Consider the following 13,575-nt stretch of genomic DNA (forward strand, 5'->3'; position numbering starts at 1 on the left):
CCCCTTCCTACGCTCCCTTTCGCCGCAACACAAGAGCGCTCCCGCCAAGAAGAAGCACAGCCCAGACAAGCGGAAGTGTGTTGCCCATGCTCGCGAACAGCGTCGCGGCATGCGCGGGCGGCACGAAACCGTCGAAACGTGCCCCCACCCCGCGCGGCGCGGCATGGCGAATGAGACCATCGGCATCGACCACCGCACTCACCCCGTTGGTGGTGGAGCGCAGCACCGGCAGACCTTCCTCAATCGCCCGCAGCCGGGCCTGAGCGAGATGTTGGGGCGGCCCCCAGTCGCCGAACCAGCCATCGTTGGAGGGGTTCACAATATAGTCCGGGCGATGCTCGCGATCGACCACTTGGCCGGAGAAAATGATCTCGTAACAGATCTGCATGCCCGCCTTGCCAAGGTCGGCCAGGTCGACGGTGCGCGGGCCGGGCCCTGCACGAAAGTCTATCTCGCCGGGCACCAGCCGGGCCAGCCCCAGCGGCTCCAGCAGGCCGCGCATCGGCAGATATTCGCCGTAAGGCACCAGATGCGCCTTGGCATAGCTGCCCACAATGCGCCCATGGCCATCGAGCGCGGTGATGACATTCTGGCCGCTCTCCGCGACCTTGCCCTTGATGTCGAGATCGACCGAGCCGGTCAGCAGCACGCTGTTGGCGCCCGCCACCCGGCCCAGCCGCAGACGGGCCAGCGCGGGGTCGCCATAGGCGGTGCTGTCATAGAACCAGGCCGGATAGCCATCGCGCATAAAGTCCGGCACGCCCGATTCCGGCCAGAGCAGAATGCGCCGGTCAGCGGCATGCAGCGGCCATGAAAGGCCTGCCGTCTGCTGGAACTGCGCCTCGAAATTGGCAGGATCGTTGAGGACCTCCTGCGTGATGTTGGGCTGCACCAGCGTATAGGCGACATGCCCCTCAGCCAGATGCGCCGGGGCGGGCCAGAGCAGCGCGCCGCCCACCAGCACGGCAGGCACGGCGACCAGCGCGGCGGCTTGGGGGCGCCTGGCGGGCCAGAGCATCACGCCCACCGCCATCGCCGCCCCCAGCCCCGCCGCGAGGCCCGAAAGCGCATAGGTGCCCAGCCATGGCAGCAGCGCCGCCAACCCGACATGGGTGTCATCGCCCAGCAGCGCCACGCCCAGCGGATTCCACGCAAAGCCGGTGAACAGCCATGAACGCAGCCATTCGCTGACGATCCACGCCCCCGCAAAGCCCGGCACCAGCGCCAGCGGCGCACGGCGCACAAACCACGCCCCCACCGCCGCCAGAGCCGGAAACAGCGCCAGATAAAGCGAGAGCAGCACCACCGCGATCCCGCCCAGCCAGCCGGGCATCTTGGCCTGATAGGTGAAGGCCGTCGCGATCCAACTGTTGCCGGCGGAAAAATGCCCCACACCCCACAGCCAGCCGATCAGCGCGGCGCGATGCCAGGAGGGCGCCCGCGCCACCAGCCAGACCAGCGCTCCCACCCCCAGCAGCATCGCGGGCCACAGCCCCAGCGGGCGGAAGCCAAGCGCGGCCATCACGCCCAGCGCGATAATCAGGGCAGCGCGCCAGCTCCCATGGAGCAGGGCGTTCAACTTGCGTTGGAAGGGGGAAATTTCAGCCATGCGGTGAGGCTTAGAGCATCACGCGAAAAAGTGGGAACCGGTTTTTCGCAGGCAGCGATGCTCAAAGCCCGCCGCACAAAAAACTGGAGCGGCTGATCCGGTATGATCGGACCAACCGCTCCAGTTTTGTCAGCAACCCTTGCGGGATCGGCTTGCCCCCGGCGAAGCGGGGTGAGCGATCAGCTGATCTGCTCGGCAGCCTGAGCGGCCTCTGCGGCCTTTTCCGCTGCCGTCTTGCGACGGGCGCGGGGGCGCTTGGGGGCCGGTTCAGCCTCTGCAGCGGGGGCGGGCGCAGCCTCGGCGACAGGGGCCGGAGCCGGTGCCTCGACAGCAGCCTCGCTCTTGCGGCCCGACGAGATCGAGGGCGGCAGCGATGAGGCGTCGAAGGAGGGCGGCGTCACGACTTCGGCCGATGCCTCACCCTCGGCGCGCGGCTCGGCCTTGCGGGGGCGACGCTCTTCGCGACCCTCGCGGCGCGGACGCACGCCGCGGTTGGCGCGGGTTTCGCGCAGGAAGGGGTTTTCGGCAGGCTCATAGACCACCGGCTCGGTGGCGGGCTGAGCTTCGGTCGATTCCTCGGAAACGGGCGCGGCGGCCTGTTCGCGGGGCTCATGCTCGCGATTGTCGCGCTGGCGCACGTCACGATCACGGCCCTCGCGCTCACGGTATTCGCGTTGCTCGCGCTGGGGCTGCTCGTCGCGGCGGCGATGCTCGCCCCGTTGATCCGAACGCGGCTGGTCCGGGCGTTGCTGGTCCGAACGCGGCTCACCGCGCGGCTCTTCACGCTCGCGGCGGGTGTAGACCGGCTGATCGAAGGTGGGGAAGTCGCTCTCCACCGAGAAATCGGCGGGGTCCTCGCCCTCATCGCGGAACGGCTCGCCATTGTCCTGCCAGCGGTCCTCGCGACGGGCGCGAGCCTCTTCCTGGCGCAGGCGAGTGTCGGCGATCACGCGGAAATAGTGGTCGGCGAACTGCAGATAGTACTCGGCCGTGACCCGGTCGCCATTGAGATGGGCGTCATGGGCCAGTTTGCGGTACTTTTCCAGCAGCTGGGGCGCATTGCCCCGCGCCCGGCTGTCAATACGGTTGAGCTGCTGCCCACCGCCATTGCCCTGCGGGCGACCATTGCCGTTACCATTACCGCGGCTGCGCCGACGGTTGTTGTTGTTGTTACCACGATTGTTGTTCAAGGGATCGGTCTTCCTTAAACCGGACTGCCACGCGGCCATAATGCACCGCCGGATCAGCCATCCGTCCTGTCCTTCGGCCCTTCCCCCGGGGCCTGTTGTTTGACGTGAGCCTGTCAAGGCCCTGCGCCCGATCGGTTCGTTCAAGCCCGAACCGCATCTGGCCCGCCTGCATGTGCCAAGACCTTTGAGCGGATTGCCCGGCCCCGACATGGATGCTGGAGTTCGGCCTGCCAGAGGGGAAGTCTTCATCCCTCGGCGTGCCTTGGCTTCATTTAGGGATCATGAGCCCAAATGCCAAGCGGAATCTTAATGCGACGAAGGTGGGGAGGAAGAAATTTCCAGCACGCGCGGGCGATCGCCCAGATCGCGATGCAGCCTTGCGGTGAGGCCCTGAGCCTGCGCCAGCGCCGAGACGGCCTGCGCCTGCGTATGGCCGATCTCGATCAGCGCCACGCCGCCCGGCGCCAGCAGGGTGGGTAAGGCGGGCAGGATGATGCGGTAGTCGTCCAGCCCCTCGGCCCCGGCGAAAAGGGCAGAGGCCGGTTCGTGATCGCGCACCGAAGGATCGAGCGGAGCCTCATCCTCGACATAGGGCGGGTTGGCGAGGATCAAATCGAAGCGGCCCAGCCCTGCGGTCCAGTCGGGCTGCGTCCAGTCGCCCGGACGCAGATCGGCGCGCGGGGCAAGGTTAAGCCTTTGGGCATTGGTGCGGGCCACTGCCAGCGCACCGGGCGAACGTTCGATGCCGATGCCTTGCGCCTCGGGGAGGTTATGCAGCACCGCCAGCAGCAGCGCGCCCGAGCCCAGCCCCAGATCGAGGACACGTTGGGCGTCAGGGCGGGCCGCCAGAGCAGCCTCCACCAGCACCTCGCTGTCGCCGCGCGGGATCAGCACATCGGGGGAGACGGCAAACTCCAGCCCGAAAAATTCCTGCGATCCGGTGATATAGGCGACGGGCTCATGGCGCAGACGCCGTTCGATCAGCGCCGCGAAGCCTTCCGGCACCGCACTGCGCCCATGGTTGAGCAGCATCGCCGAGCGCGTCACCCCCAGCGCATGGGCCATCAGCACTTCGGCGTCGAGGCGGGCCGTGTCGCTGGTTGCGGCCAGACGGTTTGCAGCCTCGCGCAGCGCCTGCGTGACCGTGTCACTCACCGATGGCGGCCAGACGCTTGGCCTGATCCTCGGCGATCAGCGCATCGACCAGTTCAGTGAGGCCCGGCCCTTCCAGCACCTCGGGCAGGCGGTGCAGGGTCAGGTTGATGCGGTGGTCCGTCACGCGGCCCTGCGGAAAATTATAGGTACGGATGCGCTCGGAGCGGTCGCCGCTGCCGACCATCGCCTTGCGCGCCTCGGCCTCGGCACCCTGAGCCTCGGCGCGGCGCTGGTCGTAGATGCGCGTGCGCAGCACCTGCATCGCCTTGGCCTTGTTCTTATGCTGGCTGCGCTCGTCCTGACAGATCACCACGATGCCGGTGGGCAGATGGGTGAGGCGCACCGCCGAATCGGTGGTGTTGACGTGCTGGCCGCCCGCCCCGCTGGCGCGGTAGATGTCGATCTTGATGTCCTTGTCGTCGAGCTGAACATCGACCTCATCGGGCTCGGGCAGGACGGCGACGGTGGCGGCGCTGGTGTGGATGCGCCCGCCCGATTCGGTGACCGGCACGCGCTGCACGCGATGCACGCCACTCTCGAACTTCAGCTTGGCGAAGACGCCCTGCCCCGCGATGTTGGCGACCACTTCCTTGAAGCCGCCCAATTCGTTGGCGTTGACCGAGATCATCTCGACCCGCCAGCCCATCTCACCCGCAAAGCGCTCATACATGCGGTAGAGATCGGCGGCGAACAGAGCGGCCTCATCACCGCCCGTGCCCGCGCGGATTTCCAGCATCGCCGGGCGGCTGTCGGCCACATCGCGCGGCAGCATGGCGATGGAAAGCGCGCGTTCGGCCTCGGGCAGATCCTCGCGCAGGCGGGTCAGCTCTTCCTCGGCCAGCGCGCGCATTTCGGGGTCGTCCTGCATCGCCGAAAGATCGGCCTGCTCGACACGCATGGCCGAGACGGCGGCGGCGGCGCGGGCCACCGGCTCCAACTCGGCATAGTCGCGGCTGGCGGCGACGAACTCGCCACCCTCCAGCGTGCCCGAGGCGAGCCGCGCCTCCAACTGGGCAAAACGCGCCCCGATTTGCGCAAGACGGGCGTCGGAGATGGTCATGTCAGGCGATCAGCGCCTCGATACGCGCCACATCGCCATCGACATTGCGCAGGCGGGTGGTCAGCCCCTCATCGCCCCAGCCCAGCGCGAGAATGGCGCGGGTGTTCGATTTCACGGCCTTGTCGAAACGCTTGCGGGGGCTGCCGCTGGCGATCAGCTCGGCCGCCAGACCGCCACGGCGCAGCGCCGCGACATGGCCCATGCCCGCGGTGAGCGCGCGATCGTCCTCGACCACCACCGTGACCTCGGTGCGATCCTCGGAGACCTGCCCCGCATCGGCGACCAGCATGGCAAGGCGCTCGATCCCCGCCGCCCAGCCGACAGCCGGGGTCGGCGCGCCGCCCAGCGATTCCATCAGGCCATCATAACGCCCGCCACCCAGCACGGTGCCCTGAGCGCCCAGCCGGTCGGTCACGAACTCGAACGCCGTGTGGCGATAGTAATCGAGGCCGCGCACCAGCGCCGGGGCACGCACCCACGACACGCCCGCCGCATCCAGACCGCCGGTGACCTTGGCGAAGAAATCCTGCGCTTCGGCCGAGAGGTAATCGTCGATCTTCGGCGCATCGGCGGTGAAGGGCTTGTCGCGCGGGTCCTTGGAATCAAGGATGCGCAGCGGGTTGCGCTCCAGACGGTCCTGCGAATCCTCGCTCAGCGCATCCTTGTGGGCGCGGAAATAGTCGATCAGCGCGGCGCGCCAGGCCTCGCGGCTCTCGCCATCGCCCAGCGTGTTGAGCTGCAAGGTCACGCCATCGGCAATGCCCAGCTCCTTGAGCAACTGATCGGCCATCACCAGCAGTTCAACGTCGGCGGTCGGTTCCGCCGCGCCGATCACCTCGGCGTCAAGCTGGTGGAACTGGCGATAGCGGCCCTTTTGCGGGCGCTCGTAACGGAACAGCGGACCGTGGGTGGCCAGCTTCACCGGCGCGTACTGCTGCCAGCCATTGGTGATATAGGCGCGCGACAGGCCCGCCGTGAACTCGGGGCGCAGGGTCAGCGATTCCCCGCCGCGATCCTCGAAGGAGTACATTTCCTTCGACACCACGTCCGTCGTTTCGCCGAGCGAACGCGAAAACACCGTCGTCTTTTCAAAGACCGGCATCTCCACCCGGCGGAAGCGGTACAGGCGGCGGATACGCTCGAAGGTCTCCACCACATGGGCGAAGGCCTCGGCATCGGCGCCGAAAATGTCCTGCGTGCCGCGGATGGCCTGCGGAGTCTCGATACGGGCGGGCTTTTCACTCTTGCTCATGGCCACGCCCGATAGCGCCACGCGCGCGCGGCGTGAAGCACCTGTTTGCGCCTATCCATCTACATCAGTGTCAGTGAAGATATCAAAACTGCGCAATTCGCCATTTGCCCCGCAGAAGATTGTTGCGAGCCGCTCCGGTTCGCGCCAGATAAACGCACCATGAACAAGCTCCGCAACGCCGCGCGTCTCGCGCTGACCCTCACCCTGACAGCCAGCACGCTGGCCGTTGCCCTCCCCGCCCTCGCGCAGAGCCCGGCGCGCTCCGCCCCCACGGCAGTGCCACTGCCTCACAGCGTGCCCGACGCGGTGGACACGCCCTATGCCGGCACCATCACGCTGGACATCGATGCCAGCGACACGGTGCGCGCCGCCTATCGCGTGACCGAGACCATCCCCGTTGCCGCCGGAACCAAGGATCTGATTCTGCAGCTTCCGCAGTGGATTCCGGGCCATCACTCGCCGGGCGGCACGATGGACCAGCTCGTCGGCGTGCAGTTCTTTGCCAATGGCAAGCTGCTGACCTGGCACCGTGACCCGGTCGAGGTCTTCGCCTTCCACGTCGATGTGCCCGAGGGCACGCAGGCGGTCGTCGCCAAGTTCATCAACACCTCGCCGCTGCAGTCGAACGAAGGCCGCGTGACCGTCACGCCCGAGATGCTGAACCTGCAGTGGGACCGCATGAGCCTGTATCCGGCCGGCCATTACGTGCGCCAGATCAAGTTCAAGCCCACGGTGAAGTTCCCCACCGGCTGGGGCGTGGCCAGCGCGCTGGACGGCAAGACCCAGACCGGCGACACCGTGACCTGGAACGAGGTCGAGTACGACACGCTGGTCGATTCGCCGGTGTTCGCGGGCGCCAACTTCAAGCGATTCGATCTGGGCAAGCAAGTCGCGCTCGATGTCGTGGCCGACCGCCCCGAGAATCTGGATGTGAAGCCCGAGAATGTCGGCGCCTACAAGGCGCTCGTCGATGAAGCCTTCCTGGCTTATGGCGCGCATCACTTCGACCATTACGACATTCTGCTGGCCCTGTCGGACAAGCTGGGCGGCATCGGTCTGGAGCATCACCGTTCGTCCGAGAACTCGATGCAGCCCAAGGCGCTGACCGACTGGAAGGATCTCGACTGGGCCCGCAACGTCATCCCGCATGAGATCAGCCATAGCTGGGACGGCAAGTTCCGCCGCTCGGCCAAGCTGTGGACCCCTGACTACCGCCAGCCCATGCAGGACAATCTGCTGTGGGTGTACGAAGGCCAGAACCAGTTCTGGGGCCTGATCCTGGCCGCGCGCTCGGGCGTGCAGAGCAAGGAAAGCGTGCTGGGCCAGTTCGCCTCCTATGCCGGCGGCTTCACCTATGAGGCGGGCCGCGAATGGCGCAGCGTGGAAGACACCACCCACGATCCGATCATCGCCAACCGCCGCCCCAAGCCCTTCGCCACGATGGACCGCAACGAGGACTATTACACCGAGGGCGCGCTGGTCTGGGTCGAAGCCGACCAGATCATCCGCGAAGGCACCGGCGGCAAGAAGGGCCTCGACGATTTCGCCAAGGTGTTCTTCGGCATCAACAACGGCGACTGGGGCGAAGTGCCCTATGAGTTCGAGGATGTGGTCAAGGCGCTCAACACCGTCTACCCGCATGACTGGGCCAGCTTCCTGAAGACCCGCTTCCAGACGCCGGGCCAGCCCGTGCCGCTGACCGGCATCGAGAAGGGCGGCTACAAGCTGGTCTGGAAGGAAGAGCCCAACCCCTATGACAAGGGCCGCATCGGCATGGCCAAGGGCAGCGTCAGCCTGTCCTACTCGCTGGGCGTGGGCATCGACAAGGAAGGCAAGGTCACCAGCACCGTCTGGGGCAGCCCGGCCTTCAACGCGGGGCTGGTCACCGGCGCCAAGATCATCGGCATCAATGGCCGCAGCTATGATTCCGACGACATGAAGGCCGCCGTCACCGCCGCCAAGGGCACCAACCAGCCCATCACGCTGGTGGTGGAGCGCGCCGGGCGCGTGCAGACCATCGCCATCGATTACCACGACGGCCTGCGCTACCCCTGGCTGGAGAAGACCGGCAAGGGCGAGGCGGGCCTCGACCTGCTGCTGGCCCCGCGTCGTCCGGGCGCGAAGTAAGCGCATGGGGGCCAAGCAGCCCCCAAGGGCGTGGGGATGGAGCTGGCTCCTGCCCCCACGCTTCATGCTGTTCCTGGCCAGCTTCCTGCTGGCCGGGGCAGCGCTTCTGCCGCTGGCCCAGCGCTGGAGTCAGGCCCTGCTGGGCGGTTTCGATGTCGGCGTGCTGGTCTTCAGCCTGTCGCTCTGGCCGCTGACCCGCGATCACACCCCCGGCGAAATGCGCCGCCATGCCCGCGACAATGATGCGCGCCGCCTTGGCGTGCTGGTGATCACCAGCCTGCTGATGGCGGTGATGGTGACCGGCGTGGCGATCGAACTGCCCGACGCGCGGCGCGAATCGGGTGCGGGCCATATGCTGTCGATGCTGCTGGTGCTGGCGTCACTGGTGGTGGCCTGGGTCTTTTCCAATCTGATCTGCGCGCTGCATTACGCGCATCTCTTCTATGGCGAGGGCACCGAGGGCGGGCTGAAATTCCCGGCGGACTCCCGCGAGGGAGGGGACGACTATTGCCCCAACTTCTGGGATTTCGCCTATTTTTCCCTGACGATGGGCATGGCCTTCGCCACCAGCGATGTGGCCATCACCGAGCCGCGCATCCGCCGCTTTGCCACGCTGCATGGCGCCGCGGCCTTTTTCTACAATCTGATCGTGCTGGCTTTTACGATCAATGTGACCGCAAGCGGCTAGATCAATGTGGCCGCAAGCGGCTGGGCGCAAATATCGCCCTCGCGACCCAAGGGCCCCGTTGCAATGCAGCAAACCCGCGTCTAGGGCTGGCCTTACGTAAGTTTCCTGCGCGGCGGCTGCGGCCTTATGCGCTTTGCAAAGACGATGGGTGCCATGGACATTTCCAAGATTTCGGTTGGCAAGAATCCGCCTGACAACCTTAACGTCATCATCGAAGTGCCCACCGGCGGCGAACCGGTGAAGTATGAATTCGACAAGGAATCGGGCGCGCTCTTCGTCGACCGCATCCTGCACACGCCGATGCGCTACCCCGCCAACTATGGCTTCGTACCGCACACGCTCTCGCCCGATGGCGATCCGCTCGATGCGCTGGTGGTGGCCCGCTCGCCCTTCGTGCCCGGCTCGGTGATCCGCGCGCGTCCCATCGCCGTGCTGAATCTGGAAGACGAAGCCGGCGGCGACGAAAAGCTGCTCTGCGTCCCCGACGACAAGACCTTTCCTTACTATGCCAACGTCAAGGAAAAGGAAGATCTGCCCGACATCATCTCGCAGCAGGTCGAACACTTCTTCACCCATTACAAGGATCTGGAGAAGGAAAAGTGGGTTCGCGTCGGCACCTGGGGCACCGCCGCCGATGCCCGCCGCATCGTGATGGAAGCCATCGCGCGCTATCAGGCCAAGTAAGGCTTACGCCTGAAGGCTGACGTGAAGAGGCGGCTCCGCAAGGGGCCGCCTTTTTCCATGGGCCGCCACCATCTCCGCCAGAATGGCCCCGGCCAGCACCAGCGCCACCAGCGCATAGCGCCCATGGAACGCCACATTGAGCAGCGCGATACCCGCCAGCGGATGCGGCAAATCGCTCCAGGCCGGAATCACCAGCGCCACCCAGCAGCCCAGCACCAGCGGCAGCCGCCACAGCCTGGGCGCCGCCAGCTCCCGCGCCAGAGCGGCGAAGATCGCGGGAAAGATCATGGCGTAGTGATAGCCCCAGGCGTTGGGCGCCGCCACCAGCGTCACGCAAAGCAGCAGGTTGAGGCTGTCGAGCGGGCGTTTGCCCTGCGTCACCACGCCATGCAGAGAGGCCAGCAGCAGGCCCAGCGCCAGCAGCAGGCGCGACGCCAGTTGCACGCCATCGGCGATCGGCACGAAGTGCTGCACCGGCTTGCCGCCCCCGGCCTGAACATGCGCCGCCATCCCCGCCAGCGAATGGGCGACGCCGGGCATGGTGTAGCCCTGCGCATGAGGCAGAACCTGAAAAACATATTGCGCATAAAGTGAAGGGCTGGCCCAGATCAGCCCGATCAAGGCGATGGCGAGCGCGGCCGCGATGGTCGCCACGGCAGAACGCCATTTATCCCGCGTCAGGAACAGCACGGGCACAAGACCGGGATAGATCTTCAGCCAGAAGCCAAGCGCAATGCTGATTCCCGCCAGCCCCGGCCGGTTCCTCGCGGAAAACCATAGGCCCGCCACCGCCGAGGTCATCAGCAGGATGTTGACCTGCCCCGCCGCCAGCGAGGTCCCGATCGGTGCGATCGCCAGAGCGGCCAGCAGCGCGGCCACCCCCGCCCGGTGCGGCACCGCCACCATGCGCGGCAGCAGCAGGCATGCCGCGCCCAGCCCGGCCAGACACACCAGCAGATGGATCGCGAAAGCGGCATCGATCGGCAGATGCGAGAGCAGATGGAAATAGATCAGCGCAGGCGGCGGATAGACGAAGCCGCTGACATATTCGGCGTCATGACAGATGTCATAGGGGGATGTCAGGTCGCCCGCGCCGCACAGATAGGTGCGAAAATCCAGGGTCAGCGCCGCCCTGCCCGCCCCTTCGCGCAGCACGGCGATCACCTCGCCCAGATGATGAAGCAGCAGCGCCGCGCTCACCACCATCAACACAGCCGGCAGCCAGCGCGCAAGCCGCGCTGAAGTAACGCTTGTCGACATAGCCCCGAACCCCACGCAGACACTCAATCGCGAGGGGTTCTATAGTGACGCAACCATTCGGAACAAGAAATGAAGAATCGCTTCGAACTATAAAGTCCATAAAGACTTTACGCTTTTCAGTCCCCGGCCACCACCATGCCGTCCACCCGCAAGGTCGGCACATTGATGACCCGCCAGTCTTCCAGATCGTCGGCGGGGGTCAGCGCGGCATACATGTCGATCAGATTGCCCGCGATGGTGAAACCCGCCACCGGCTCGCCCAGCTCGCCATGGACGATACGGCGGCCGGTGGCGCCCCGGCTGTAATCGCCCGTCACCGGATTTACGCCATGGCCGATCATGTCGGTGATGTAGATGCCCTCGGTGATGTCGGTCATCAGTGCCGCCGGGCTCACCGCCCCCGCGCTCATGAACAGATTGCTGGCGCCCACGCCCGGCGCGCCGCTCACCCCGCGCGCGGCATGGCCCGTGGGCGGCAGGCCCAACTGGCGCCCGGTGGCGCTGTCGACCAGCCAGCCGGTCAGCACGCCATCGGCGATCAGGTCGCGCGGACCGGTGGGCAGGCCCTCGCCATCGAAGGGACGGGTGCGCAGGCCGCGCCGCCAGTGCGGATCGTCATGGATGGTGATCGCGCTGTCGAACAACCGCTGCCCCAGCCGGTCGAGCAGAAAGCTGGAGCGCCGCGCCACCGACGACCCCGACATGGCCCCCAGCAAGGGCCCGATCAGCGATCCGGCGACACGCGGATCGAAGATGATCGGCAGCGGGCCGCTTTTCACCCGCGCCGGGTTGAGTCGCTCCACCGCGCGTTCGCCCGCCTGACGCCCGATCTCGGCGGGGGACGGCAGATCGGCGCTGTGGCGCGCGCTGCGCCAGGCATGGTCGCGCTGCATGGTGGAGCCCTCGCCCGCCAGCGCCCCGGCGCTCAGCGAGCGGGTGGTGCCGGCATAGGCCCCGGCAAAGCCATGGCTGGTGGCCAGCGCAACCACCGCCTCGCCCGCGCTGGCGCTGGCGCCCTCGCTGTTGGTGACGCCGGGATAGGCGCGCAAGGCCTCCTCCATTTCCAGCGCCAAGGCGCGCAGGTCGCGCGGGCTCAGCGCCGCCGGATCGACCAGATCGAGATCGGGCAGAGCGCCGGTCAGCAGCCGGTCCTGCGGGGCCAGCCCGGCATAGGGATCTTCCGGCGCGGCGCGGGCCATGGAAACGGCGCGGTCGGCCAGCTCATCAAGCGCGGCATCGCTTAGGTCCGAGGAACCGATGGTCGCCGAACGCTGGCCGATGAACACCCGCAGGCCGATATGCTCGTTTTCCGAGCGCTCGACATCCTCAAGCTGGCCGAGGCGCACCGTCACGCTTTCGGAGGCATCGCTGACATAGACCGCATCGCAGGCATCGGCCCCGGCGCGGCGCGCCCGCGCGATCAGGGCGGAGGCGCGTTCCTGCGCGTCGGTGGTGCTCAGCATGATGGTCGTGTCCTTGAGGATCGGGCAGAAAGATGCGCCCCGTGTCGCGCAGCCTCCTAGCGAGGGATCGGGGATGGAGCAATCGCGGGAGGATGTTGCGGCACCGGCCCGCTCCCCCGCCCGGCCACCCGTATGATCATGGCGTTGGATGGCCGGGCCGGTGCCGTGCCGATCAAAAACGCACGGCGAAAACATCACGCTTGCGGCAATCCATGCACGAAACCTGCCAGAATGCATGCGATGACTTGCCCCGCGCGCGGCCCGCGCCTAAATCACCGTTCTGATGACTGAAACCATCGCCCCCTCGGCCCCCGCCTCCGGTACGCTCAACCCCAGCTTCAGCGGGTTGGAAGTCGTGTCCATCGCCAAAAGCTACGACAAGCGCGCGGTGTTGACCGACATCTCGCTCTCGGTCGCCAAGGGCGAGGTGCTGGGCCTGCTGGGCCCGAACGGCGCGGGCAAGACCACCTGCTTCTATTCGATCATGGGTCTGGTGAAGCCGGATTCGGGGCGCATCCTGCTCGATGGCGTGGATATCACCCGCCTGCCGATGTATCGCCGCGCGGTGCTGGGGCTGGGCTATCTGCCTCAGGAAACCTCGATCTTCCGGGGCCTGACGGTGGAGCAGAACATCGGCTCGGTCCTCGAACTGGTCGAGCCCGATCCCGAGATTCGCGCCCGCGAGCTGGAGCGCCTGCTCGACGAATTCGGCCTGACGCGCCTGCGCTCCAGCCCGGCCATGGCCCTGTCGGGCGGTGAGCGCCGCCGCTGCGAGATCGCGCGCGCGCTGGCCGCCAGCCCCTCGATCATGCTGCTCGACGAGCCTTTCGCGGGCATCGATCCGCTCTCGATCGGCGACATCCGCCATCTGGTGAAGGATCTGAAGGGGCGCGGCATCGGCGTTCTGATCACCGACCACAATGTGCGCGAAACGCTGGACATCTGCGACCGCGCCACCATCATCTATGGCGGCCAGGTGCTCTTCGCGGGCAGCCCCGAGGCGTTGGTGGCCGATGAAAACGTGCGCCGCCTCTATCTGGGCGAGAACTTTTCACTGTGATGGCAGCGGGGGCCGTTCTCTGATGTC

Annotated in this window: 11 protein-coding genes; 4 read left to right on the top strand and 7 right to left on the bottom strand. The window is 66.8% G+C overall.

The window, feature by feature from the left end; all coding sequences use genetic code 11:
* Nucleotides 1-7: 7 nt before the first annotated feature.
* The 5 genes from lnt to hisS form a co-directional block, all read right to left on the bottom strand.
* Nucleotides 8-1,609, bottom strand: coding sequence for an apolipoprotein N-acyltransferase (gene lnt / locus ABDW49_RS17740; protein WP_343613545.1), 1,602 nt, complete (start codon nucleotides 1,607-1,609; stop codon nucleotides 8-10).
* Between the two features lie 179 nt (nucleotides 1,610-1,788).
* Entirely contained in the window at nucleotides 1,789-2,799 is a 1,011-nt protein-coding gene (locus ABDW49_RS17745) for a DUF4167 domain-containing protein (RefSeq protein WP_343613547.1), read from the bottom strand.
* A 306-nt stretch (nucleotides 2,800-3,105) separates the two neighbouring features.
* The gene (prmC, locus tag ABDW49_RS17750) at nucleotides 3,106-3,954 is read right to left on the bottom strand and encodes a peptide chain release factor N(5)-glutamine methyltransferase (RefSeq protein ID WP_343613548.1); all 849 of its coding nucleotides are present in this window, start codon (nucleotides 3,952-3,954) and stop codon (nucleotides 3,106-3,108) included.
* On the bottom strand, nucleotides 3,947-5,014 hold the full coding sequence (gene prfA, locus ABDW49_RS17755; RefSeq protein ID WP_343613550.1) for a peptide chain release factor 1: 1,068 nt from the start codon (nucleotides 5,012-5,014) through the stop codon (nucleotides 3,947-3,949). The genes prmC and prfA overlap by 8 nt, the downstream gene beginning before the upstream one ends.
* 1 nt (nucleotide 5,015) lies before the next feature.
* Nucleotides 5,016-6,266, bottom strand: a complete 1,251-nt coding sequence (gene hisS / locus ABDW49_RS17760; RefSeq protein WP_343613552.1) for a histidine--tRNA ligase — start codon at nucleotides 6,264-6,266, stop codon at nucleotides 5,016-5,018.
* A 159-nt stretch (nucleotides 6,267-6,425) separates the two neighbouring features.
* On the opposite strand from hisS, the gene ABDW49_RS17765 reads away from it, so the two are divergent.
* The 3 genes from ABDW49_RS17765 (at nucleotide 6,426) to ppa (ending at nucleotide 9,765) form a co-directional block, all read left to right on the top strand.
* Nucleotides 6,426-8,393: a PDZ domain-containing protein gene (locus ABDW49_RS17765; protein ID WP_343613554.1), complete on the top strand. Its 1,968-nt coding sequence runs from the start codon at nucleotides 6,426-6,428 to the stop codon at nucleotides 8,391-8,393.
* Between the two features lie 64 nt (nucleotides 8,394-8,457).
* Nucleotides 8,458-9,081: a DUF1345 domain-containing protein gene (locus ABDW49_RS17770; RefSeq protein WP_343613555.1), complete on the top strand. Its 624-nt coding sequence runs from the start codon at nucleotides 8,458-8,460 to the stop codon at nucleotides 9,079-9,081.
* A 153-nt stretch (nucleotides 9,082-9,234) separates the two neighbouring features.
* Complete coding sequence (gene ppa, locus ABDW49_RS17775; RefSeq protein WP_343613556.1) at nucleotides 9,235-9,765, top strand: inorganic diphosphatase; 531 nt, start codon at nucleotides 9,235-9,237, stop codon at nucleotides 9,763-9,765.
* Between the two features lie 3 nt (nucleotides 9,766-9,768).
* Here ppa and ABDW49_RS17780 read toward each other — a convergent pair whose 3' ends face one another.
* A complete protein-coding gene (locus ABDW49_RS17780) occupies nucleotides 9,769-11,025 on the bottom strand; it encodes a glycosyltransferase family 87 protein (RefSeq protein WP_343613558.1) in 1,257 nt (418 codons plus the stop codon).
* 116 nt (nucleotides 11,026-11,141) lie between these two features.
* Nucleotides 11,142-12,488: a TldD/PmbA family protein gene (locus ABDW49_RS17785; RefSeq protein ID WP_343613559.1), complete on the bottom strand. Its 1,347-nt coding sequence runs from the start codon at nucleotides 12,486-12,488 to the stop codon at nucleotides 11,142-11,144.
* Between the two features lie 283 nt (nucleotides 12,489-12,771).
* Between ABDW49_RS17785 and lptB the strand changes: the two genes are divergently transcribed.
* Nucleotides 12,772-13,548, top strand: a complete 777-nt coding sequence (gene lptB, locus ABDW49_RS17790; protein WP_343613561.1) for an LPS export ABC transporter ATP-binding protein — start codon at nucleotides 12,772-12,774, stop codon at nucleotides 13,546-13,548.
* The last annotated feature ends 27 nt before the right edge of the window (nucleotides 13,549-13,575 follow it).

It is taken from the genome of Novosphingobium sp. (assembly GCF_039595395.1).
Taxonomy (GTDB): domain Bacteria; phylum Pseudomonadota; class Alphaproteobacteria; order Sphingomonadales; family Sphingomonadaceae; genus Novosphingobium.

Bases quoted from the DNA above. Each gene is read 5' to 3' on its own strand.
- lnt (WP_343613545.1), bottom strand. From the start codon at position 1,609: ATGGCTGAAATTTCCCCCTTCCAACGCAAGTTGAACGCCCTGCTCCAT.
- prfA (WP_343613550.1), bottom strand. From the start codon at position 5,014: ATGACCATCTCCGACGCCCGTCTTGCGCAAATCGGGGCGCGTTTTGCC.
- hisS (WP_343613552.1), bottom strand. From the start codon at position 6,266: ATGAGCAAGAGTGAAAAGCCCGCCCGTATCGAGACTCCGCAGGCCATC.
- ABDW49_RS17765 (WP_343613554.1), top strand. From the start codon at position 6,426: ATGAACAAGCTCCGCAACGCCGCGCGTCTCGCGCTGACCCTCACCCTG.
- ABDW49_RS17770 (WP_343613555.1), top strand. From the start codon at position 8,458: ATGCTGTTCCTGGCCAGCTTCCTGCTGGCCGGGGCAGCGCTTCTGCCG.
- ppa (WP_343613556.1), top strand. From the start codon at position 9,235: ATGGACATTTCCAAGATTTCGGTTGGCAAGAATCCGCCTGACAACCTT.
- ABDW49_RS17780 (WP_343613558.1), bottom strand. From the start codon at position 11,025: ATGTCGACAAGCGTTACTTCAGCGCGGCTTGCGCGCTGGCTGCCGGCT.
- ABDW49_RS17785 (WP_343613559.1), bottom strand. From the start codon at position 12,488: ATGCTGAGCACCACCGACGCGCAGGAACGCGCCTCCGCCCTGATCGCG.
- lptB (WP_343613561.1), top strand. From the start codon at position 12,772: ATGACTGAAACCATCGCCCCCTCGGCCCCCGCCTCCGGTACGCTCAAC.